Annotated in this window: 18 protein-coding genes; 11 read left to right on the top strand and 7 right to left on the bottom strand. The window is 50.0% G+C overall.

Annotation, left to right across the window (positions count from 1 at the left end):
- The first annotated feature begins 84 nt into the window (after positions 1–84).
- The 5 genes from YC6258_RS22040 to YC6258_RS22060 are packed head-to-tail and all read left to right on the top strand — an operon-like array spanning position 85 to position 5,308.
- Entirely contained in the window at positions 85–2,625 is a 2,541-nt protein-coding gene (locus YC6258_RS22040) for a T6SS phospholipase effector Tle1-like catalytic domain-containing protein (RefSeq protein WP_169749009.1), read from the top strand.
- On the top strand, positions 2,612–3,265 hold the full coding sequence (locus YC6258_RS22045) for a DUF2931 family protein (RefSeq protein ID WP_044618831.1): 654 nt from the start codon (positions 2,612–2,614) through the stop codon (positions 3,263–3,265). Before YC6258_RS22040 ends, YC6258_RS22045 begins: the two co-directional genes overlap by 14 nt.
- A gap of 27 nt (positions 3,266–3,292) precedes the next feature.
- Positions 3,293–3,946, top strand: coding sequence for a DUF2931 family protein (locus YC6258_RS22050; RefSeq protein ID WP_052830481.1), 654 nt, complete (start codon positions 3,293–3,295; stop codon positions 3,944–3,946).
- 27 nt (positions 3,947–3,973) lie between these two features.
- Complete coding sequence (locus YC6258_RS22055) at positions 3,974–4,627, top strand: DUF2931 family protein (protein ID WP_052830482.1); 654 nt, start codon at positions 3,974–3,976, stop codon at positions 4,625–4,627.
- A gap of 27 nt (positions 4,628–4,654) precedes the next feature.
- Entirely contained in the window at positions 4,655–5,308 is a 654-nt protein-coding gene (locus tag YC6258_RS22060) for a DUF2931 family protein (RefSeq protein ID WP_052830483.1), read from the top strand.
- A gap of 80 nt (positions 5,309–5,388) precedes the next feature.
- Here the strand turns inward: YC6258_RS22060 and YC6258_RS22065 are convergent, their stop codons facing one another.
- The 3 genes from YC6258_RS22065 to YC6258_RS22075 form a co-directional block, all read right to left on the bottom strand.
- Complete coding sequence (locus YC6258_RS22065; RefSeq protein WP_044618832.1) at positions 5,389–7,032, bottom strand: glycoside hydrolase family 3 protein; 1,644 nt, start codon at positions 7,030–7,032, stop codon at positions 5,389–5,391.
- 12 nt (positions 7,033–7,044) lie between these two features.
- Positions 7,045–8,445 carry an MFS transporter gene (locus YC6258_RS22070; protein ID WP_082070845.1) on the bottom strand — a complete coding sequence of 467 codons (1,401 nt, stop codon included), beginning with the start codon at positions 8,443–8,445 and terminating at the stop codon, positions 7,045–7,047.
- Positions 8,446–8,551: 106 nt separating this feature from the next.
- Positions 8,552–9,451 carry an AraC family transcriptional regulator gene (locus YC6258_RS22075; RefSeq protein WP_044618833.1) on the bottom strand — a complete coding sequence of 300 codons (900 nt, stop codon included), beginning with the start codon at positions 9,449–9,451 and terminating at the stop codon, positions 8,552–8,554.
- 164 nt (positions 9,452–9,615) lie between these two features.
- On the opposite strand from YC6258_RS22075, the gene YC6258_RS22080 reads away from it, so the two are divergent.
- Entirely contained in the window at positions 9,616–10,902 is a 1,287-nt protein-coding gene (locus tag YC6258_RS22080) for a diguanylate cyclase (protein WP_044618834.1), read from the top strand.
- A gap of 2 nt (positions 10,903–10,904) precedes the next feature.
- Here the strand turns inward: YC6258_RS22080 and YC6258_RS22085 are convergent, their stop codons facing one another.
- The gene (locus tag YC6258_RS22085; protein ID WP_044618835.1) at positions 10,905–11,801 is read right to left on the bottom strand and encodes a LysR family transcriptional regulator; all 897 of its coding nucleotides are present in this window, start codon (positions 11,799–11,801) and stop codon (positions 10,905–10,907) included.
- A gap of 99 nt (positions 11,802–11,900) precedes the next feature.
- Here YC6258_RS22085 and YC6258_RS22090 point away from each other — a divergent pair, with 99 nt between their 5' ends.
- Together YC6258_RS22090 and YC6258_RS22095 are read left to right on the top strand one after the other, a co-directional pair.
- A complete protein-coding gene (locus tag YC6258_RS22090) occupies positions 11,901–12,479 on the top strand; it encodes a DUF1993 domain-containing protein (RefSeq protein WP_052830484.1) in 579 nt (192 codons plus the stop codon).
- A 45-nt stretch (positions 12,480–12,524) separates the two neighbouring features.
- Complete coding sequence (locus YC6258_RS22095; RefSeq protein ID WP_044618836.1) at positions 12,525–13,223, top strand: glutathione binding-like protein; 699 nt, start codon at positions 12,525–12,527, stop codon at positions 13,221–13,223.
- 70 nt (positions 13,224–13,293) lie between these two features.
- Here YC6258_RS22095 and YC6258_RS22100 read toward each other — a convergent pair whose 3' ends face one another.
- Positions 13,294–16,305 carry a putative Ig domain-containing protein gene (locus YC6258_RS22100; RefSeq protein ID WP_044618837.1) on the bottom strand — a complete coding sequence of 1,004 codons (3,012 nt, stop codon included), beginning with the start codon at positions 16,303–16,305 and terminating at the stop codon, positions 13,294–13,296.
- A 446-nt stretch (positions 16,306–16,751) separates the two neighbouring features.
- On the opposite strand from YC6258_RS22100, the gene YC6258_RS22105 reads away from it, so the two are divergent.
- Positions 16,752–18,194 carry an SLC13 family permease gene (locus YC6258_RS22105; RefSeq protein ID WP_044618838.1) on the top strand — a complete coding sequence of 481 codons (1,443 nt, stop codon included), beginning with the start codon at positions 16,752–16,754 and terminating at the stop codon, positions 18,192–18,194.
- A 108-nt stretch (positions 18,195–18,302) separates the two neighbouring features.
- Here YC6258_RS22105 and YC6258_RS22110 read toward each other — a convergent pair whose 3' ends face one another.
- On the bottom strand, positions 18,303–18,887 hold the full coding sequence (locus YC6258_RS22110; RefSeq protein ID WP_245626979.1) for an MAPEG family protein: 585 nt from the start codon (positions 18,885–18,887) through the stop codon (positions 18,303–18,305).
- 167 nt (positions 18,888–19,054) lie between these two features.
- Between YC6258_RS22110 and YC6258_RS22115 the strand changes: the two genes are divergently transcribed.
- Positions 19,055–19,648 carry a TetR/AcrR family transcriptional regulator gene (locus YC6258_RS22115; RefSeq protein WP_245626980.1) on the top strand — a complete coding sequence of 198 codons (594 nt, stop codon included), beginning with the start codon at positions 19,055–19,057 and terminating at the stop codon, positions 19,646–19,648.
- 102 nt (positions 19,649–19,750) lie between these two features.
- Positions 19,751–20,431, top strand: a complete 681-nt coding sequence (locus YC6258_RS22120) for a type 1 glutamine amidotransferase domain-containing protein (RefSeq protein ID WP_044618840.1) — start codon at positions 19,751–19,753, stop codon at positions 20,429–20,431.
- 87 nt (positions 20,432–20,518) lie between these two features.
- Here the strand turns inward: YC6258_RS22120 and adhE are convergent, their stop codons facing one another.
- Complete coding sequence (gene adhE, locus YC6258_RS22125) at positions 20,519–23,206, bottom strand: bifunctional acetaldehyde-CoA/alcohol dehydrogenase (RefSeq protein WP_044618841.1); 2,688 nt, start codon at positions 23,204–23,206, stop codon at positions 20,519–20,521.
- Positions 23,207–23,244: the final 38 nt, after the last annotated feature.

Genomic DNA, 23,244 nt, shown 5'->3' on the forward strand with positions numbered 1-23,244 from the left:
ATTTCTGTTACAAAACGCCGATACATCGAATGGCTGAAGCGGTGCCATTGCAGGATAAACCAACACTCAAGGATTATGGACATCATGAGTACACCCTCTCAGGACATCAGCGTTCTGCCTCAAGCCGTTAAAGACTACATTCTCAGCCGTGGTTATTCTCTGAACCCTTTGTGCTGGCAGGCTACTTACCAATACCCCGTAGATGCAAAAGCCTTTACGCCGGAGCAAACGAGACTGCATTTTTTTGTGCTGAAATCCGGTGGACAGCTCTCGCTTATGACTCGTCATGACCTGCAAAAACAGGGAATCGTCTATGAACTCGGGCCGCGCCAGGTACATGGCGCAACAAAACCAGCCCAACCCAGAAGTAATCTGGATAGACCAGCACCTGTCTGGACAGCAGACATAGCCGACACCTTACCAACTGGCAAGCCCGGTGTGGATGATGTTTATAACCCTGAGTACTTCGCTCAGTTGCAGTTTCTGTATCCGGACCTGAGCACCGGCGTGCTCACCGACTATCTCATCACCACGCCGACACAAACCTTTCAAAACCGTCTGACAGGCAGCAGTGGCAAGCTGTCGCTGTATGGTCCGGAACAGATTCATTATGAGGTGGGCACGGCCGTGACCGCTGATCAATGGCAGCAGGCTCATGATGGCCTTCAGCAGGCCTGCGAGCAGCTGAGCGAACAACGACAGAATGCAAACGCGCTACAAGACTGGCCCCGTACTGTTCAACCGCTACACCTGATCAACACCGAAGTGTTGCACCCCGGTGAGGCCAACAAGATGGATGCGGCATTATTCCAAAACGACGGCCAGCCATTAACGCCACTGTTCAATACCGCTCAAGAGATATGGGAGCAGAAATGCCACCGTCCGGATATATTTTCCAGACGTTTCAGTCAAGCCCAAAACACCGACAAACAAGCACTCGTCACTCAATTGGAACAAAGCCTGGGTGTACTGGGCATTACCCTGCCCAATGTTGGAGTGTGCATGGCCGACCTCGTTTACCTGCAAGCCCAAGAAGCATGGTTACAGCCGTTGAAAGCCATCGCCGAACAACTGGGATACAGTGATCCCGCTGCCTGGAGCAGAGAAGCCGCACTGACTGCCTTGATATGTCAGAGCACCAAACCCAGATCGGAACATCACTCAGGCAACCAATCCCCTTATTTCAGCAGCCTGCAACAGATTGGCCGGCATCTGCATCAGCTGGCCGAATTGCAACGCCAACAGGATAAAGTATTTACCCAGACAGGGCCGTATAACTGCCTGATGCAGAAAACCCTGTCCGTGCCAGGCATCGGGGCCAACTGGGCGTATCAAGCCGCCAAAAACCTGTCCAAACCCAAACGTATTTTGAGACTGGGTTTATTTTTCGATGGCACTAATCAGGATCGTTATAACGATGAAAAGCTGCCTGACCGGGATATCTCCAATGTGGCAAAAATGCAGGATTTGTATCTGGAGCAAAGTACTCAGCAGGGTAATGAAATTACTACAACCCGAAAAGTATACATTCCTGGTGTTGGTACCATTACCGGTCATCAAACCAAAGACGGCTTTAAAGCCGAAGACGATAAAATCGGCCTGGGATTTGGTATGGGGAAAACCGGTGGTTATGCCCGGATTGAGCGGGCCCTAATACAAATCAATAGGCATATAGAAAAAGCTGAATACGACGAAGTGGTATTTGATGTATTTGGCTTCAGCCGTGGTGCGGCTCTCTCCCGGCACTTTGTCAATCTGATTAACGAGTGGCCGGCACAAATTTCCATTTGGGAACTCGAGGCCGCTAATCCATTGTGGAATCTTGCTTTTCCGATACAACCCGTGAAAAAACAGGTGAAAGCCTTTCCACAACACCTGAAAGGTCGGGTCAGTTTTGTCGGCCTCTGGGACACCGTTGGCAGTTTTGGCTGGCCAGGTGATGAGAAAAATCTGGATTTTAATTTGAACCTGAATGAGCACAGTGCAGAACGTATTGTGCATATCGTGGCAGAGCATGAGATTCGCCATAACTTTCCATCCACCCGATTGGCTGACGTCACGGATCGCCTGCCATCCAATGCGATTGAATTGATTGCTCCAGGTGTACATTGTGATGTCGGGGGCGGCTACGAGAACCCAACGGGCAAAGGCTTTGAGAACTGGGAGATTATTCCCGTCAAAATACATGGTGGCTGCAATGACGGCGGTATTCTGCTGCGTGCCAAACAACGGGAAATTGAAGCCCGAGGCCATTATGCGAATGCCATCGACATGGATATCATTGAGGAGATTCGTAAGGCCACGTTAAAAGAACTGGCGGTTTACCCCTTGCATCAAATGATCGGTGAAGCCCGGCAGCATGGCGTTCCGCTCAAACCCATATCACCTGATGACGTTCATTATGTGATTCCTCAACGTCTGCAAAAGGTGTATGACATGTGGCAACAGGCCGGTGGGCATATGAGTACTGCCCGACAGTATCTGATCGAATATATTCATACCTCGGAGCGGGACGGTAACCCTGTGGATCGGCCCAATATGATCAAGGGCCATAAAAAACGACAAGTATTTGATAACCACCCTGAGCAGGCCACCGCACCGGAGAACCAATATGAGCACCACTAAACCTTTGCTTTGGCTATTTCTACTGTCACTGCTACTCAGTGGCTGTGACGAAAAAACCTACGACTATGGTTTTGATACCGGTGGGCTTGGCGGCCCCGGCTGGCCAATTTGGGTGGAGTATTTGATCATCAACGAAGGATGGCAGATTCCAGTAGGTTCGCTATCAGGCGGAACCGGAGATGTCAGCAAACGGCCGCCAGGTGGAGCGTCTGCCAGTATGGGATGGATCCCCCTCCCCCATACGGTGCGGGCGCGCTGGTTCTCCTATCGTAACCAGACCTTTTATGAAGCGACGGTGGAGATTCCCAAAGAAAAACAAAAACAGATCAAGCAATGGCTTAAACGCTATCCTTCCAGTCGATACTTTCCTTCTTTAATCACCGGAATTTCCGGTCAGGGAGAGATCCAGCTTTGGTGGGACGAAAGTTGTGTAAAACTCGGTTGCCCGGAAGGCCCGAAAAACTTTGAGTTTCATTTCTTTGAACTCACGCCCCGCATCAAAGCCACCGTGGCGGAAGGGGATGTTCATATCTACAGCGCGGATACCCGTGAGCAGGTAAGAACGGGTTTTCTGCCGCCAGAGGTGTTGGATTTGATTCCTCCGAAATCGGACAAAACAGACTCCGTGGAGACAAAATGATTTGTAGCGATGGCAGAGAGACACCGCATGAGCAGCATTAAATCTCTGCACGTCTTATTTTTACTGTCACTGTTACTCAGTGGCTGCGACGAAAAAACCTACGACTATGGTTTCCGGGAAGGAGGTATTGGCGGCCCCGGCTGGCCAATTTGGGTGGAGTATTTGATCATCAATGAAGCAAGGCAAGTTCCGGTGGGTTCGTTATCCGGGGGAACCGGAGATGTCAGCAAACGGCCGCCAGGTGGAGCTTCTGCCAATGTAGGCTGGATTCCTCTACCCCATTCGGTGCAGGCGCGCTGGTTCTCCTATCGTAACCAGACCTTTTATGAAGCGACGGTGGAGATTCCCAAACAAAAACAAAAACAGATCAAACAGTCGCTTAAAAAATATGGGACAGAAAAATATCTTCAGGATCTATCAGTAGGCTTTGCCGGACAAGGTGAAATCCAGCTGTGGTGGTATGCAAGCTGCGTCGGGCTCGGTTGCCCGGAAGGCCCGAAAAACTTTGAGTTTCATTTCTTTGAACTGACTCCCCGCATCAAGGCCACAGTGGCGGAGGGTGATGTTCATATCTACAGTGCAGATACCCGTGAGCAGGTAAGAACGGGTTTTCTGCCGCCAGAGGTATTGGATTTGATTCCTCCAAGACCGGACAAAGCAGACTCCGTGGAGACAAAATGATTTGTAGCGATGGCAGAGAGACACCGCATGAGCACCACTAAACCTTTGCTTTGGCTATTTCTACTGTCACTGCTACTCAGTGGCTGTAAAGAAAAAACCTATGACTATGGTTTTGATACCGGTGGGCTTGGCGGCCCCGGCTGGCCAATTTGGGTGGAGTATCTGATCATCAATGAAGCATGGCAGATTCCAGTAGGTTCGCTATCAGGCGGAACCGGAGACGTCAGCAAACGGCCGCCCGGAGGAGCGTCTGCCAGTATGGGCTGGATCCCCCTCCCCCATACGGTGCGGGCGCGCTGGTTTTCTTATCGTAACCAGACCTTTTATGAGGCAACGGTGGAGATTCCTGAGGACAAGCAAAAGCAGATTAAGCGATGGTTAAAAAAATATCCCAGGGAAAAATTTCTACCACTTTTATCAACCGGGATTAGCGGCAAAGGAGAAATGCAGCTTTGGTGGTACGTTGGCTGCGTCGGATTCGGTTGCCCGGAAGGCCCGAAAAACTTTGAGTTTCATTTCTTTGAACTCACTCCCCGCATTCAAGCCACAGTGGCGGAAGGGGATGTTCATATCTACAGTGCAGATACCCGCGAACAGGTGAAAACAGGTTTTCTGCCACCGCAGGTATTGGATCTGATTCCTCCAAAATCGGACAAAACAGATGCCACGAAAATTGAGTGATCTATAGCGATGGCAGAGAGACACCGCATGAGCAGCATTAAATCTCTGCTCTGGCTATTGTTGCTATCACTACTACTCAGTGGTTGTGAAGAAAAAACCTATGACTATGGTTTTGACACCGGCGGGCTTGGCGGCCCTGGTTGGCCAATTTGGGTGGAGTATCTGATCATCAATGAAGCATGGCAGATTCCGGTAGGTTCGTTATCAGGCGGAACCGGAGACGTCAGCAAACGGCCGCCCGGAGGAGCGTCTGCCAGTATGGGCTGGATCCCCTTACCCCATACGGTGCGGGCGCGCTGGTTTTCTTATCGTAACCAGACCTTTTATGAAGCGACGGTGGAGATTCCCAAAGAAAAACAAAAACAGATCAAGCAATGGCTTAAACGCTATCCATCCAGCAGATACTTTCCTTCTTTAATCACCGGAATTTCCGGTCAGGGAGAGATCCAGCTTTGGTGGGACGAAAGTTGCGTAAAACTCGGTTGCCCGGAAGGCCCCAAAAACTTTGAGTTTCATTTCTTTGAACTCACTCCCCGCATTAAAGCCACGGTGGCGGAGGGTGATGTCCATATCTACAGTGCGGATACCCGTGAGCAGGTAAGAACGGGTTTTCTGCCGCCAGAGGTATTGGATTTGATTCCTCCAAGACCAGACAAAAAAGACCCTATAAAAACAGAATGATCTTCAGCGACAGTTAAACCTGTCATCGTTGCAAAACAGATTGGACGGACAGGGTGCCATGGCGCACCCTGTTTTTGTTGTCAGTAGCGGCCCTGCTCTGAACCACAGAAAGGATCGACGGGGTTAAAACGGTTGAAAGACTCACGACCAAGCAAACCGGACAATACCGCGACCTGCATCTCTGCCGTTGCACAATAGGCATTAATGTAAGTCGGTATTCTGGGCGCGTCATAAAGGAAATATGGGTGCCCAAACGAAACCATGACTGTCGGAATGTCGACCCAGTAACGGGTCATCGCTGGCATGAATCCACCATGTAATCGGAACCAGTCGATGTAGATGTGTGAACGCAGTAGGCTGGATTCTTCGGCCAGCAGATATAGAACCCAGTCATAATCGCGAGTCTGAACATCCATTCCCGGGGTAAACAGGGTCACTTCAAATCCTTCCTCCCGGAGCTGATCCGGTAGTTGCAGCGGTATCGGCTGTTCCAGCATGACGTGTTGAATGCCCGGAGAGAACACCAGCACGCGTGGATGCCGTTCTGCAGATACCGGTAGAAATTCGGTCCGGTCTTTGACCAGTGTGGGGCAACGGGCATAAACCCCGGACATATCCGCCTTTTGTGCAAAGACGGTGATATCGGTTTTCGGTGGTGTGCGATGCAGTCCCAATGCGGCTTTCATCCCCAGCACCCGTAATACGGCTTCCTGAATACGTTGTTCCGACACGTCTCCTCGTCGTACAGCGGCCATTAGATAGGCCATGTCTTCCACCGGTTCACGACAGAACAAAACCATGTCGCAACCGTTTTCAATCAGTTCGGCTATGATGGTGGCACGATCAGCCCAGCCACTGAGTCCCGCCATGACGGATGCATCGGAAACGATCAGTCCATTAAAGCCCAGTTCTTCTCGCAGTAGCTGTTGATTGAGTAAGCGGTTGATACTCGCCGGACGCCACCACTGTTCAGGGTCGTCGGTGTGCAGTTTCATATATTCCGGCAAGGCAATGTGGGCCGACATGATGGACATGACACCCTCTTCGATCATGGATCGGTACAGGGTTCCAAACTGTTGATGCCAGTCTTCAACGATAAGTGGATTCACTGATGTTACCAGGTGCTGGTCGCGATCATCATAGCCATCGCCAGGCCAGTGTTTGGCCGTTGCGGCCATGCCATTGTGTTGAAAACCACGGATATTGGCCCGTCCCATTTGTATGACGGTCTGCTGATCAGAACCATATGAACGGGTGCCAACGATGGCACTGCGAAAATTACGATTCAGATCCACTACAGGCGTGAACGTCCAGTTGATGCCAAGGGCCCTGGATTCGCGGGCCTGGATTGATGCACAGCGCCCGGTCACTTCGGTATCATTCAATGCTGCCAGCGCGAGCTGATTGGGTATGGAGCTGCCGAAGGCAAAGCTCATTTGTCCGCCTTCCACATCCGCACTGACCAGCGGAGGACAATCGAAAGCCGCCAGCAGTTCCTGCATGTAGTTGATTTCGGGTTGCAGTTCACGGCCCACCGAACGGGTGATGCCACCGGGTTGCAGGTGACGAATTACAGCCAGTTGTTCATCGGATTCATCCATCACCAGCAGATTGAACAATTGCCCCAGCCGCTGCTGTAGATCCATGCTGTCATATTGCTGCCGTACCCAGGCAAGGGCGGTGTCATCGAGATTAAACGGTGCTTTTTTTAATGACTCAAACATAGTGACCTCTTCTTATCTGGTGTAAAGAATGCCTCGGTCAGAAGCCAGGGTAACTTCTTCGCCGGACGTTTCTGCTATCGCCAGATTGCGTCGTATTGTCAGTTCGGCCTGAGCCTGTTCGCTTATTTTCCGGGTCACCGGGTAAAACGAGGTAATGACCGCAATCAATAAGGCTCCTGTGCCTGGCACCAGACTCATGAACAATAGAATAGTATTTAATGCTTCGGGTGTTTGTTCTGCACCGGCCACATAACCGGAGGAACTCAGTGCAAAACCGACCAACGCACCACCCAACCCCATACCAAATTTATGGGAGAAGGTCGCCGAGCTGGTCGCCAGTCCGACCACCCGACGCCCGGAACGCCACTCGATGTAATCAGCGGTATCCCCGACCAATCCCCACAGATTTGTGGCACTGATGCCCAGGAAGAACTGGTTGATAAAGACAATCGTATAAATACCACGAAGATTTTCCGGATCCAGCCAGTAAATCTGACTGATGGTCAGCGAGGAACCGATCAGCGCGGCGATCATCAATGTCCGCTTACAGATTTTTTTAACTGCAAAAATACACACCACGGCTCCGGCAATCATTCCCAGTGTACCCAGGGTAAAGAATGGCGCCGCCGCCGACTGGTCACCGACGTTATAACTGAAAAAATACATGCCGACGGCAAAGGGTGACATCAACAGGGCGAACACCGGCACGCCAATCATGATAATCGTCCAGTAGGCCCGGTTTCGCATCACAACTTTAAAATCCGATTTCAACGAGCTGGTTTGTGGCAGCGGCGGCACACGCTCGCGAACGAGGGTGAAACACACAAAAAACAATACCATCATAATAACGCTGAACAGCATCATGGCACGCTGATAACCCAGTTGCTGATCACCATCACCAAAATAATTCATTAATGGAATGGTGCCGGCATTGACCAGCAGACCTCCGGTAAACGCGAGCAGCATTCGGTAGGAAGCCAGCTCACCACGCTCCACCGCACTATCCGTAATCATAGGCGGCAATGATGAGTATGGAATATTGATCACGGTATAGAGTGTCATGAGGGCAATGTAGCTGGCGAACGCCCAAATCACTTTGCCGGATTCACTGATGTCTGGCGTGGTAAATGTCATCACAGCGACGATGGCCAGCGGTACCGGTGTGAATAACAGATACGGCCTGAACTTGCCCCAGCGACTTTCGGTTCGATCACCAATGATGCCCATAAGGGGATCAGAAATGGCATCCCACATGCGGGTAACGAAAAACAATGTTCCGACAACGGCTGCCGATATGCCGAATACGTCGGTATAAAAAAACATCAGGTAAGTGCCAACGGTGGTAAAAACGACATTGCTGGCCAGGTCACCGAAGCCATAGCCGACTTTCTCGATCATGGTGAGTTTTTTCATGTTCAATCTCTTTTTTTTATATTTGTTGTGATTGCCATTGTCACTATGATCCTGCTTTCGAACTATCCCATTTTTGACCTCGACGATGGTCTTTTTTTGATGCCGACTATAAATAGAGTGCCTGTTGATCCAGCCACGGGGTCAACAGCCGAATCAGGTTGGCGGGATCGTAATCACCATAAATGCGCCCGAGGGCTATGGGGTCCTGTTGCTTGCGGTGGCGAAACTCGCCCGGAGTACAGTTGTATTCACGTTTAAATGCAGTGTTATAGGCTTTGATGGAAGGAAAGCCGTGGCTCAATGCAATAGCAGCGATGGAATGGCTGGTCTGTATCAATTCCACCATGCTTTGTTCCAATCGCAGCAGGGTTAAATAGCGGTGAAAGGTGTGTCCGGTGTGTTCTTTGAAATAGCGGCTCAGGTAGGCTTCTGACAATCCTTCCCGTTCGGCCAGCTGGCTTAAGGAAATGTGCTCACTATAATGCTGTTCGAGATAGTGAATCAGTGCATCCAGCCGTTTATGCTGATCGGGCAAAACGACAGCAACCGGATGTTCCTGAGCGGGAAAATAACGTTGAAACAATAATTGTATTTCAGTCAGATACCGTTGCACTGCCAGTTCCCAATGCGGTTTACGATATTCATGTTCCCACCAGATGTGGGCCATGCTGCTGCGCAGATGATTCATGCTGGCCAGCTGTACCGGGTTACTGAGCCATGGCCCGCAGTCGACATTGACCATTGGATCAAACTGATTCTGCACACAAATCACAATGTTATCCTGACTGGCGGCGCGGGTCGCATGCGGCACATCGCCATTGATGACGATGACATCCCCACCGGACAGATCATACACCTGTTCATTCACCTGCACTCTGATCTGTCCTTTGAGTACCCACAGACATTCATGGGCGCGATGACGATGTATGCCGCATTCAAAAATGCGATGCCCAAACACTTTCCAGGCCTGATCCAGAAGCTCAGTTTGACTGGACAACAAATACATATGAACTCCGGCAACGAAACAATTTACTAAAGCGGCAGTTTACCGCCATAGATAACGGATTAGCGCAGTTTTTTAACGCTGCATTGATAGTGAACGCAATTATTCAATCACCCCCGAATACAGTAATATGTCGTGATACTCACACCTGTTGAATGCAAAAAGCCATGAACTCCTTAAAAACCAAACTGATTGTTGCCCTAATTGGTTCTAACTTACTGGTCATCATCCTGTTTGCTCTGATTACGCCATGGAAAGTACAGCAACGTTTTATCGAAAGCGCCAAACAGGTGCATTATCAGAATTTTGCCCGCATGATCGAACGGTATATCGACCAAAAACACTCCTGGAACACCGACGCCGATGCTGCCCGTCTGGCCCGCATAGCTCAACACAACCGACCATGGCCCCCTGCTAACGATCCCGAAGCCAGAAAACCAGGATCGCAGCCCCTGAACGGCCCGAGTTTTCAGTTTGCGCTGTTTGATCCTTCCGGTCGTAACATTATTGGCGGTAAAACCTATCAACCCGGTGAACAGGTTGATCAGCAGACACTCGCAGATGCAGATCCGATCACGATTAACCACGAAGTGGTGGCTTATGTTCTGCCCAGTGGCACGCCACCGCTGACCCGTACCGATACAACTTATCTCAATACCTTGAAGGAATCTTTGTTGTACGCCACCGGACTGTCTTTATTGATTCTGATTCCGTTTGGTTTCTGGGAAGGTAACAAGCTGGTCCGATCCCTGAAACAACTGACCACCGCAGTGGAAAAGATGAGTGCCGGCAATCTGGAGCAGCAAGTGGATATCAATACCCGGGATGAAACCGGCCGCCTGGGGCAGGCATTCAATAACATGAATACCCGGCTGGTGGAGGCTTATAAGCAACTGGAGGAGTCTCACGCCACGATTGTTAAACAGGCGGAGGAACTCAAAGAACTGAGTATTCGCGACAGTTTGACCGGTTTGTATAACCGTCGATTTTTCAATGAAGAGGTTGACCGGCTGCATCAGGAGGCGCTGCTTTATCAGCGGCCGTTCTGCATTGTGCTCGGCGACGTGGATCACTTCAAAAAGATCAACGACCGCTTCTCTCATGCCACCGGAGATCAGGTATTGCAGCAGGTTGCCGAGATTTTAAACAGCTCGTTACGGGACAGTGACGTACTGGCCCGCTATGGTGGCGAGGAAATGGTCATTGCCCTGCCCGGCACAACCCCGGCAGCCGCGCAGGAGCTGATTGAACGTATTCGCAGCCGGATCGAACATCACCCATGGCATGAGATCGCTGAGCAGCTGACCGTCACGATGAGCTTTGGCATTTGTGATGAACTGGACCAGCAACACTTCGAACACATGCTGGTGCTGGCTGATGAACAACTCTATCTGGCTAAGAACGCAGGGCGCAATCAGGTCCGCTGTCTGCGCCTGAAACAACTGACTCACTAGCGTCACTCAGTATACTGACCGAAACAGCTGAGCAGATAGTCCAGCAGCGTCCGTACCCTCAGCGGCAAATACTGGGTATCGGTGTATACCGCGTTCAACGCCACCCGATTACCCTGATAATCCGGCAACAGGGTTACCAGCCGGCCCTGATCAATATCACGCTGCAAATCAATACGCGCTTTGTACAAGATACCGGCCCCATTCAATGCCCATTGCCGCACCAGCGAACTGTCATCACTGCTGCGGTCACCTTTTACTTTTACGGTCAGTGGGTGTCCATTCTGGTAAAACGTCCAGTTAGAAGTCTGACGCCCACGATTAAAGATGGTCAGGCAGTTATGGGCTGCCAAATCCGCCGGAACCTGAGGTTCACCGTGATCACGAAGGTATTCGGGAGCCGCACACAGGATCTGTTCCACTTCACACAGCCGCCGCGCCACCATGCTGGAATCCTGCAGTTGACCGTAACGAATAGCCAGGTCAATTCCATCACGCCACAGATCATGCAGACCATCAGATGAATGCACAAAAATCCGCACCTGCGGATAGCTCTGGTGAAAACCCTCCAGCCATTCAGACAGTACCTGACGCGACAGATCGGTCGGCGCTGAAAGGTGGATGTCCCCTTGCAGCGAACACTGTCCGGTCCTTACCTGTGCCTCACCATCTGCCAATGTCGATAAGGCCCGGGCAGCGTATTCCCGGAACAATTCCCCTTCTGCAGTCAAACGAATGGAACGGGTGGAGCGCTCAAACAGCCTGACCGCCAGATCCTGTTCCAACCGTTTGATCCCGGCGCTGGCGGCCGCAGGTGTCAGATCCAGCTGACGCGCGGCGAGACTCAGGTTGCCGGTTTCCGCCGCTCGTAAAAACAATCGCAACTCACCCAGACCGTACATTTTCAAACCTCATTTGAAAGTCATTAAACAATAACCTTAATTATCAAAATCATTTTAATACTGCACAATCTCCATATCATTACGCAACGAATCAGAACGATGACTTTCGACTGCCAACTACCGCTGACGGCGATCATCAGCCGCATGCTGACAAACACCATCGGCTGCCTGGACAAAGCCCGTGCTCATGCCCAGCAACACGACATTGAAGAAACCGATCTGCTGAATGCGCGCCTGTCTGCTGATATGCTGCCGATGCAGCAACAGATTGAAATTGTGACCACGGCAGTTCGGGGGACTCTGACCCGGCTGCTGGCGGCAGGCCCGGACTGTGCGGAAGATCCGGATTACGCAGTGTTCAATCGTGGCGTTGGAGCCCGGTTCCGGCCACCGGCCAGTCGCTTTGCCGAGCTGATCAGCGATGTCACCTCCGTACGCGACTGGCTGACCACGCTGTCAGACAGCCATTCCACGGCACCACCCGACACCATTACCGTACAGATGCACGGTCAGGCCCGTATCTTCAGCCGCCCGGATTTTATCGTGCATTACTTTCTGCCCAACTTTTACTTTCATCTGAGTATGGCCTATGGAATTCTGCGTCATTATGGCGTTGCCCTGGGTAAACAGGATTACGAAGGCATGCCGGTTTATCAAACCACACTCATACCCTCTTGAACCACCTGTAAGGCTGCATCAGCACACTCTGCATTGGAGAACATCATGATTGAACTGTTTTACTGGACCACCCCCAATGGCCATAAGATCACTATTTTTTTAGAAGAAACCGGACTGCCCTATACCATCACGCCCATTAATATCGGCCAAGGGGAACAGTTTGGTGAACGTTTTCTGAAGCATTCCCCCAACAATCGCATTCCGGCCATTATTGATACCAATCCGGCCGATGGCAGCGAGTCAGTATCGGTGTTCGAATCCGGTGCCATTCTGCAATATCTGGCGGAAAAAACCGGACAGTTTTTACCCACAGAACTGCATGCCCGTTATGAAGTATTGCAATGGCTCAACTGGCAGATGGGTGGACTCGGCCCCATGGCCGGACAAAACCATCACTTCAGCGTCTATGCACCGGAACGCATTCCCTACGCAACCGAACGCTACGTTAAAGAAACTTCACGCCTGTACGCCGTGCTCGACAAACGCCTGGCCGACCGGGAATACATTGCCGGGGATTATTCCATCGCCGATATGGCCTGTTATCCGTGGGTGGTACCTTATGAACGGCAGCAGCAGGATATCAATGCTTTCCCGCACTTAAAGCGCTGGTTTGAAACGATGGCCCGGAGACCGGCCGTGATTAAAGCCTACGAACTGGCCAAACAGATCGTCCCCGAGACCAAACCGTTCAGCGAAGAAGAGAAAAAAGTATTATTTGGACAAGGCGCGGAGCGGGTTAAATAACCCTGCCCAGCCGTTACAGAACAAAGAGAACGCGGCGGTCTGCTGTGAATAAACAGACTGCCGCAAGACATTATCTGGTCAAGACCGTAAAGCCTTTACCTTCTAACCTGGAAATCGCCTCATCAGCAGCGGTGGTTGGTGAGGCATCATGAGTACGATAGATATAAACACGACCATCTTTCACATCGGGTACGGTATTGCTGAGATAATTCAAAAACCGATCAACTTCATCCGCATCAAACCCCGAACTTCCGCCCTGCCCCAGAATCAGATGATTCAGATTATGAGGTACCCAGACAGGTAACTCGCTGAATACATCAACGGTATTGGCACCTGTGAGATATAGAGTATGAATATCATTTGCACGCAGCTGGGCCAGATCGCCATACACGGTATTTTTTCCCTGAAGCACCACACTCCTAATGCCTTCGGGCAATGAGGCAATATTACCGGTTATGGTGTTATTCCCGTATACATATAATGAATAAACCTTAGGACCAATATCAGCGAGGTTACCGGAGATTGTGTTCTCACCAGCAACACTGAAGTACCCCAATCCACTGGGAAGATTCGCTATGTTCCCGGTAATCGTATTTGAATTGCTGACATAAAAGCCTGTCACAGAATCTGGAATATCGGCGATATTGCCCACAATATTCTGATCAGTTTGTAAAAAGACTGTTTGTATGTGCGCCGGTAAATCAGCAATATCACCAGTCAATGATACTTTGCCGTTTCCCTGTAGATACACATATTGCAGAGAGCCAGGCAATTCAGATATATCTCCGGTAATATCCGTTCCTCGGCCACCAAGATATAAAGTAGTAAACCCACGAGGCAAATCTTTAATCGCACCGGTGATCCCACCATAACCGCCCAATTGCAGTGTTTTTAATTGGGGATTTAAAGTCTCAATAGTCCCCACGACATGACTTTCAGGCCCTGTAAAGGTTATTCCGATCAGACTGTCGGGAAGTGATTGCAGCGTTCCTGTTAACGAGCCATTGCCTGAGAAATTAACCGTTTCCAGGTTAGCGAGGACTGCCAATCGGGATACATCGAAGCTAAACATCGGTCTTGCGTCGCCGCCTGGATTATAAGATCCCAGATTTTTTGCAGCATTCAAACCATTGGAAAATGTAATCGTAATACTGCCCGCAATCGGCGAAGCATATTCATGGACGATCCCATAAGTTCCCCCTCCCAAATCCGTATTCACAACATCCACGTCGCTGCCATCATTCCAGTTTATGGTTGCCTGACCACTGTGCAAACCTAAAAGAACTCCAAATTTACTGGTTTTGCTAAACGGCAGGTTGATGGATTTTTCGGATATGTTTTCCACCACATATGTCACGCTGATAGCATCTTCATACCCATCTGAATCGGTTGCCACAACCTCAAAATGGTAGGTGCCCGGCACCGAGGGATTCCCCGTAATTCTGCCAGTCTGCCCATTACTTTCGAGGGTTAAGCCATCCGGCAGCTCGCCTTCTACGACGACATAAATCACCGAGTCTTCACGAGTCAGTGGTATGAACTCAATCGGTACCGGCTGATCCGTCACGGTGTAAATATCCAATTGATCATCGATGACGCCAACCGGAATACTGGTGATATTAATGGCACCGGTGGTCACTGCTTTTAATGCAACCGTCAGCAATTGACCGATTTCCGCGGTGATACTTTCCGAGGTGACAATCGCATAAGAGCCGTCGTCGTAGCGAATAAACGCACTGATCTGGACTGGAGTACCCGTGGGGATGGGCAATGCATCAGTGGTACCACCCACACGCACAGTCGTGGTTGCATTCTTCCAGCTTAAACGCTTGGCCGTGGCCACAATATCGGCCGTACCAACGGTATCCCCGAGAACCGTTACTTTCACATATGCAGTCGAGGCAATTAAATCCACGTTCCACCAGGAAAAATGATGAACGGTGGCTCTGAGGGCCAACCCGGTGAGTGAATCTTCAGAAGCAACCACCTCTCCAGTGCCTTCCTGTTGCCAGATACCGGTTGATTCGTTCAGATACCAGATGGGAATCGTATGGCCAACGGCGATATCACTGCCATCCTGATAGTGGGTGGCATACATCGGCAGTAACACCTCGGCACTGGCACCTGGAGCCAAATTAACGGTTTCGCCATTCTGACTAAAATGATATTCAACCGTCCCGAGACTGAAAATCTGCGACGGTTCATCCTCACCTTCCGCCAGACCTGAAAAACTACCCGGGAAAGCCGCCATCGAAGCCGGTTTGGCAACGTTGACAGGGGTGATGGTTAACTCGATATTCCCTTCAACAGGCTGTCCGTTAGAGTCCACAAAATCGGCTTTATCAAATGTCACGCCGGCACCGGCGGCGGCAGATTGAGTTGTCACACCTGGATCACTGATAACCATCACCTCGCCCCGCTTAATCAGCGTGACGGTGATAACGACCTGACCATCGGCCGGTGGCGAAAGAATCGGCACAACCTGAGTGGAATAGCCGGGTGCGCTGACGTTCAGGCTGAATGATTCCTCAGCCGGCAGAAAAACACTGAATGCGCCGTCGCTGTCGATATCAACATCGGCTGTCACTGGTTCGCCGGTCTGATAAACCGTAATGGTGCTGTCGGCAACGACCACTCCGGCAATATCCACAACCCTTCCCAAAATGCCGGATTCAAACTCAGTTTGCAGTGCTCCCGGTCCGGGTGTCGTATTGATCAAGGCATAAAAGGCAGACAGATCAGCAATATCAACCTCGCTATCACCATTGAGATCTGCGGCCGGATCTTTCGATTCAAATTTCAACAGAAAAATATCAAAATCATCCATGTTCACAATATTGTTATTGTCGTAATCCGCATCACACACATTGCCAAAACCATCCCTATCAGAATCGAGTTGATTTGGATTGATGACTTCGCGGCAGTTATCGTGGGTATCCGGTATACCATCGCCATCGGTGTCAGAGGCAACTGCGGCCAGACTGAAGGCAGGTAACGAAAAGCATAATATGAAAACAAGTAAACAGAGATTGGAAAGAAAATTGCGCTGCCGTTTCGGCATAAAAGAATCATGTGAAAACATACTTCCTCCTTAAATGATCATTGCCCCATCCCTACTACCGAGGCCCATGCGATGCTAGGTTAGATATTACTGATATTCAACAAAACCTCTGGGAGACCCTCAAAAAGTTGATCTGAGGCAATTATGTGTTGGCTAACCAAATAGGATGCTAATCACTCTTCCATACCAGTCAGTCTGCCGGCCGGCATTCTGACAGGGGTCGTTCAGGGCATTATCGGCACCACGTAAGCTGGGCACTACAAGATGGCTTTCAAAGCTTTTCTTAAGCCTTCAAAAATGTTCAATCTGCACTAAACTATTAATCAGGTAATCAAATAGAGTGTTTTGATTTCTCGGAGCTCTCATTGGCTATGCCAATGGCGTGGTGCATCTGTGCATCACATTATTAATCCGGCATAAATGCTTGCCAGGTTAATAAGACCAACAATCGACTGCGGAATACGACCATGTCGATGCACGTAAAACAGGAAAACCGATCCTGGTTTGGATTGCTACTGGGACCGGTTGTGATGCTGATGATAATCATACTTCCGGCTCCGGCAGGTTTGTCGGAAGCCAGTTGGCTTACCATTGGTCTGACGTTCTGGATGGCATCCTGGTGGATTACCGAAGCGGTCCCGATTCCGGTCACATCGTTCCTGCCTTTGGTGGTTGCACCGCTACTGCGAATTAATCACATTAATGCCGTGGCGGTTTCTTACGCGCATCCTTTGATCTTTTTGTTCATGGGCGGATTCATGTTGTCCATCGCCATGGAACGCTGGTCTTTGCACAAACGCATTGCGCTCAAAACCATGCTGCTAACAGGCAGCAAACCCAGCCAGCAGATCGCCGGTATCATGCTGGTGACGGCCTTTTTATCCATGTGGATGTCGAACACGGCCACTACGGTGATGATGCTGCCTATTGGCCTGTCCATTATTCAGATGACACAGACAGACGAACAAACCGATGCCCCGTATAACAAAGCATTGCTGTTGAGTATCGCTTATGCCGCCTCCATCGGTGGTCTGGCGACATTGATCGGAACACCGCCAAATGCATTGATGGCCGCCTATTTAAATGAGAACTTTCACATCAAAATCAGTTTCGCCAGATGGATGCTGGTGGGCATCCCATTAACAGTATTGCTATTGTTCAGTACCTGGCTCTGGCTGACACAGATGTTTTATCAGGTGGACAAAAATGCCACCCGATGCTCCAAGGTGACGTTTCGTTTGCAGTTAAATGAGTTAGGCCCGGTAAAACGGGAGGAAACGGCAGTGTTGATTATTTTTGCCCTGACGGCACTGGCCTGGATGTTCCGGCCGCTCATTGCCAAGATAACCGGATTGCCGCTGGATGATACGATTATTGCCATGCTCTCTGCCAGCCTGCTGTTTGCCTGTCCAATCGACAGGCATAACCGGCGTCTGCTCAAATGGAAGGATGCAACCAAGGTTCCCTGGGGGGTTTTGTTGTTATTCGGCGGCGGATTAAGTCTGGCAGGTTTGATCAAATCATCCGGCCTGGCTGACTATATCGCCCTGCAGGTGGAAGCACTCGATGCCATGCCGTTGTGGTTAATGACGATTATCGTCGTAACCGTGATTGTGTTCCTGACTGAAATCACCAGCAACACTGCCACCGCTGCCGGCTTTTTACCACTGCTCGGCCCGATTGCCATGTCCATCAGCAATACTCCCATGACATTGGTTATTCCCGCCGCCATCGCTGCCAGTTGTGCGTTTATGATGCCGGTGGCAACCCCTCCAAACGCGATTATTTTTTCTTCCGGTCAGTTACGCATTGCCGATATGGCCAAAACCGGGTTGATGCTGAATCTGATCGCCATCTTCTGGATCAGTCTACTGGGATTGACGCTGGTTCGGTGGGTATTGAACTTCTGAACTTAGGGAACGGCATATTTATAATCATGATAATTGATTCATGGCGTCGTTCATTTCGCACCGAAGTCAAAACAACCCGGCCAATCGTACTCTGAAAATTTCAACATCTCAGCGAATAAAAAACATAGCAGCATTGAACGTTAAGCCGAACAGCGGAATATTGGACAATGTGTACAGAACAAATCTGATTTCAATTCGATTACCGAGCACCTGGACCAGACTGTGTGCAATACGCAGACACACATATGCCCAGGCCAAATACAAATTAGCTCCACTGCCATTTCCAATAACCGCGAGGGAAATTGCCAGCGCGTAAAAGATGGTGGGCTGTTCCATCAGGTGATTGTAGTTATCGGCTTTCCATCGCACGGACGGTGGCAAAGCCGACATCTGCTGTCCTTTCGGTGCATTTGGGTCCGGTTTGATTCCAGCCTTGCGCATGGCCGGCAGACGGGTGGCATACATCCAAACCCACATGACCATCGACCATGCCACCAACGCGATGACCGGTGCAATTATCTCAACACTTGTTTCCATTGTTTCAACCTGTTGCTGTGAATGTCGCCGATGATTATTGAACGGGCGGCTGAAAACCACAATGACACAGTTATTGCCAAACTCAATGCTGTCACTATGAGCGCCCGGTAAGCAATTGACGCAGGCACCACTTCCATTGGCTTGCCACCTGTGCATGATGAGATTCGGGGAATTCATACAACTTTGCCGGATTTTAACGTCGCATTGCGGCGCAGATAATGATTTTCCGGTTCCTTGGGTGGACGGCCAGCCTGTCACAGAGATTTCTTTAAAAAAAAAATCACTAGACGACTGGTCTAATTTAAACTAGGATGCGCGCCACTATGACGAAACATTCAAAAGACAGTCGCCAGCACATCCTTGAAGTTGCGCAGGAAATTATCAGTTGCAAAGGCTTCAGTGCCGTTGGTTTGAACGAAGTATTGAAAGCGGCGGAAGTCCCGAAAGGATCCTTCTATCATTATTTCGCATCCAAAGAAGCCTTCGGCGTTGCCATGCTGGAAGATTACTTTGAGCAGTATCTGATCACCATGGAACAGATCCTGACTCGCAAGGATTATCCGGCGATTGATAATCTGATGCTGTACTGGCAGTACTGGTTGGAAACCCAGGGAAGTCAGGAAGCCTGTGGTACCCGTTGTCTGGTGGTTAAACTGGCAGCCGAGGTCAGCGATTTATCTGCTGCCATGCGCGCGGTATTACATCAGGGCACGCAGAATATTATTGCCAGACTCGCAGACGCAATGGTTCGGGGCATTACGGAAGGCAGCCTGAAACTGGCACCGGATACCGCTTCGGCAACGGCAACAACCTTGTATCAACTGTGGCTCGGGGCGAGCCTGATGGCCAAAATCACGCAAAGCTCTGATCCGTTATACAGTGCCTTTGAGACAACCAAGGGGATGTTGATCCCCTGACAATGCAATCACAATAGCAGGTAGATACCTGCATTTTTTATCACTGAAAACTAGACGACCGGTCTATTTTGAATCAACTTACAATTTCAGGAGCATTTCGACATGCAAATTTTAATGGTACTCACCTCTCACGACGAACTTGGTAACACCGGGCACAAAACCGGTTTCTGGCTGGAAGAGCTGGCAGCCCCTTATTATGTTTTCAAAGATGCCGGCGCCACCATCACTCTGGCTTCTCCAAAAGGTGGACAACCACCGCTGGATCCAAAAAGTCATGAACCGGAATCTCAGACCGATGAAACCCGTCGTTTTGAAGCAGATGCAGAAGCGGTTGCCGCTCTGGCTGCCACGAAAACACTCCAGGATATCAACATGAATGACTTCGACGCGGTATTTTACCCAGGCGGTCACGGACCATTGTGGGATCTGGCCGAAGACAGCGCCTCTATCAGCCTGATTGAACAGTTCGCCGGTGCCGACAAGCCTGTTGCAGCAGTCTGTCATGCTCCAGGTGTGTTGCGCCATGTAAAAGGTAGCGATGGTCAGCCTCTGGTCAACGGCAAAACCGTTACCGGATTTACCAATACCGAAGAAGCAGCGGTACAACTGACCGATGTAGTGCCATTTCTGGTGGAAGACATGCTGAAAGAAAACGGGGGTCATTACAGTAAAGGCGCTGACTGGATGCCCCATGTGGTAACCGATGGCAAACTGGTGACCGGTCAGAATCCGGCCTCTTCAGCGGATACTGCAAAAGCTTTGCTGGCATTACTGCAAGGCTGAGAAAACAGTTCGACATAAAAAAACACCCGGCAGGTTGTCCTGTCGGGTGTTTTTGTCTGCTGATATCAGTTATCGGCAGGTGCTGTCTCAGGCAGCGGGTTCTTCAGTTTTCTTAGACGCTGATTTGGAAACCACTTCCTTCACAGGCTGCACCACTGCTTTAGGCTGTCCGTAGAAGGCTGTTACATACAGGTCTTTGATTTCACTGATCATCGGATAACGAGGGTTAGCCGGAGTACACTGATCATCAAACGCTTCCTCTGATAACAGATCCAGTTTTTCCATGAATTCCACTTCATTGACACCAGCCGCCCGAATAGTTTTCGGTATGTTCAGCTCGGCTTTCAACTGATCAATCGCTGCAACCAACAGTTCCACTTTTTCATCGACACTGTTGCCACCCAGTTCAAGGTAATCAGCAATCCTGGCATAACGGGTTTTCGCCTGCGGGTATTTATACTGCGGGAAAGTCCCCTGTTTAACCGGAACATCAGTCGCGTTGTATTTCACCACTTCGCTGATCAGCAGCGCATTGGCCAAACCATGGGGAACATGGAAATGCGCACCCAGTTTGTGAGCCATGGAGTGACAGACTCCCAGGAATGCATTAGCAAATGCGATACCCGCCATCGTCGCTGCGTAGTGAACTTTTTCGCGCGCTTTGGGATCATCCTTACCATTTTTATAGGAGCTGGGCAGATATTTGAACAGCAACCGAATCGCTTCCAGCGCCTGACCATTGGTAAATTCGTTGGCAAACAGACTGACGTAAGCTTCCAGTGCATGGGTCAAGGCATCGACACCGCCGTAGGCAGTCAGACCCTGTGGCAGATTCATCACCAGATCAGGATCGATGATGGCCATATTGGGTGTCAGTTCATAGTCAGCGATTGGGTATTTCACACCAGTCTTTTCATCAGTTACCACGGCAAACGGAGTTACCTCAGAACCGGTACCTGAAGTGGTCGGTATGGCAACCATCAGGGCTTTGATACCCATTTTCGGGAAGTGGTAAATACGCTTACGAATATCCATAAAACGCAACGCCAGATCTTCGAAACGAACTTCCGGATGCTCGTACATGACCCACATGATTTTGGCTGCGTCCATCGGTGAACCACCACCAAAGGCAACAATCACATCTGGTTTAAAGGCATTACATTTTTCCACGCCTTTGTTAACGGTACGCAGTGTTGGATCGGGTTCAACATCATAAAACACGTCGGTTTCAAGTCCCTGCGCATGCAGAGCATCAGTCACCTGCTCGGTATAACCCTGATTAAACAGGAACGGATCGGTGACCACCAGCGCCCGCTTCTTACCTTTCAAATCGCTCAGTGCGACAGGCAATGCACCTTTACGGAAATAGATATCTTTGGGGATTTTATGCCACAACATATTTTCACGCCGGCTCGCAACAGTTTTCACATTGATCAGGTGTTTAGGACCCACGTTTTCAGAAACGGAGTTACCACCCCAACTACCACAGCCTAATGTCAGTGACGGTGCCAGTTTAAAGTTGTACAGATCACCAATGGCACCCTGCGAGGCTGGCATGTTGATCAGGATACGACCGGTTTTCAGACGACGACCAAACTCTTCGATACGTTCACGGTTGTGATCCTGATCGGTATACAATACAGACGTATGACCCATACCACCCAGTTCAACCAGTGCAACGGCTTTGTCCAGCGCCTCGTCAAAATCTTTGGCCCGATACATCGCCAGAGTTGGGGAAAGTTTTTCATGAGCGAAAGGCTCATCGAGATCAATCGCGTCACACTCGGCAATGATCACTTTGGCTTCTTTCGGTACTTCAACACCACCGATGGCAGCCACTTTGTAAGCAGGCTGTCCAACAATGGCCGGGTTCATTGAACCGTTGACGATAACCTGTTCACCCACTTTCTTTTTCTGCTCGGCAGACAGGACATAAGCGCCACGGGCTTGAAATTCAGCTTTAACCTGATCATAAACGCTGTCAACCACAACGACAGACTGTTCGGAGGCACAAATGACACCATTATCAAATGTCTTACTCATCAGTACTGAGCTAACAGCCTGCTTGATGTGTGCAGACTCATCGATAACCGCCGGGGTATTACCAGCACCCACACCAATAGCAGGTTTACCGGAAGAATATGCTGCCCGTACCATGCCTGGACCACCAGTAGCCAGAATCATGTTAATGTCAGGATGGCGCATCAGGTGCTGGCTCAGATCCACGGTTGGCTCTTCAATACAAGCAATGATGTCTTTAGGGGCACCGGCTGCAATGGCTGCATCCATCACAATTTTTGCGGCCAGAGCGGTACATTTTTTCGCTCTTGGGTGGGGGGAAAAGACAATACCATTACGGGTTTTCAGGGCCAGCAATGATTTGAAGATCGCTGTGGATGTCGGGTTGGTAGTCGGTACCACACCGGCAAGAATACCAACAGGCTCGGCCACTTTCATAATGCCGTAGGCGGTATCTTCTTCGAGAATTCCACAGGTTTTATCGTCTTTGTATTTGTTGTAAATAATTTCAGAAGCGAAATGGTTTTTGATCGCCTTATCTTCGGCAATACCCATTCCGGTTTCTTCTACCGCCATTTTAGCAAGACTGATACGCGCATTATTAGCGGCCAGTGCAGCCTGACGAAAAATTTCATCAACCTGCGCCTGAGTGAAACGGGCATACGCCCTTTGAGCAACTTTTACCCTTTCGATCAGAGCATCTAAACTCGCCAGGCTTTTGTCTGGATTGGATGCTTCAACTTTTTTATTGGCCATTTTCAGGGCCTCCTATAACTACCAAGAAAGTCATTTTC

Source organism: Gynuella sunshinyii YC6258 (genome assembly GCF_000940805.1).
Lineage (GTDB): Bacteria > Pseudomonadota > Gammaproteobacteria > Pseudomonadales > Natronospirillaceae > Gynuella > Gynuella sunshinyii.

Coding starts and splice junctions, on each gene's coding strand:
- YC6258_RS22105 (WP_044618838.1), top strand. CDS start 16,752: ATGTCGATGCACGTAAAACAGGAAAACCGATCCTGGTTTGGATTGCTA.
- YC6258_RS22120 (WP_044618840.1), top strand. CDS start 19,751: ATGCAAATTTTAATGGTACTCACCTCTCACGACGAACTTGGTAACACC.
- YC6258_RS22065 (WP_044618832.1), bottom strand. CDS start 7,032: ATGTTTGAGTCATTAAAAAAAGCACCGTTTAATCTCGATGACACCGCC.
- YC6258_RS22045 (WP_044618831.1), top strand. CDS start 2,612: ATGAGCACCACTAAACCTTTGCTTTGGCTATTTCTACTGTCACTGCTA.
- YC6258_RS22090 (WP_052830484.1), top strand. CDS start 11,901: ATGACTTTCGACTGCCAACTACCGCTGACGGCGATCATCAGCCGCATG.
- YC6258_RS22075 (WP_044618833.1), bottom strand. CDS start 9,451: ATGTATTTGTTGTCCAGTCAAACTGAGCTTCTGGATCAGGCCTGGAAA.
- YC6258_RS22050 (WP_052830481.1), top strand. CDS start 3,293: ATGAGCAGCATTAAATCTCTGCACGTCTTATTTTTACTGTCACTGTTA.
- YC6258_RS22115 (WP_245626980.1), top strand. CDS start 19,055: ATGACGAAACATTCAAAAGACAGTCGCCAGCACATCCTTGAAGTTGCG.
- YC6258_RS22040 (WP_169749009.1), top strand. CDS start 85: ATGAGTACACCCTCTCAGGACATCAGCGTTCTGCCTCAAGCCGTTAAA.
- YC6258_RS22100 (WP_044618837.1), bottom strand. CDS start 16,305: ATGTTTTCACATGATTCTTTTATGCCGAAACGGCAGCGCAATTTTCTT.
- YC6258_RS22110 (WP_245626979.1), bottom strand. CDS start 18,887: ATGCACAGGTGGCAAGCCAATGGAAGTGGTGCCTGCGTCAATTGCTTA.
- YC6258_RS22095 (WP_044618836.1), top strand. CDS start 12,525: ATGATTGAACTGTTTTACTGGACCACCCCCAATGGCCATAAGATCACT.
- YC6258_RS22080 (WP_044618834.1), top strand. CDS start 9,616: ATGAACTCCTTAAAAACCAAACTGATTGTTGCCCTAATTGGTTCTAAC.
- YC6258_RS22070 (WP_082070845.1), bottom strand. CDS start 8,445: ATGAAAAAACTCACCATGATCGAGAAAGTCGGCTATGGCTTCGGTGAC.
- adhE (WP_044618841.1), bottom strand. CDS start 23,206: ATGGCCAATAAAAAAGTTGAAGCATCCAATCCAGACAAAAGCCTGGCG.
- YC6258_RS22085 (WP_044618835.1), bottom strand. CDS start 11,801: ATGTACGGTCTGGGTGAGTTGCGATTGTTTTTACGAGCGGCGGAAACC.
- YC6258_RS22060 (WP_052830483.1), top strand. CDS start 4,655: ATGAGCAGCATTAAATCTCTGCTCTGGCTATTGTTGCTATCACTACTA.
- YC6258_RS22055 (WP_052830482.1), top strand. CDS start 3,974: ATGAGCACCACTAAACCTTTGCTTTGGCTATTTCTACTGTCACTGCTA.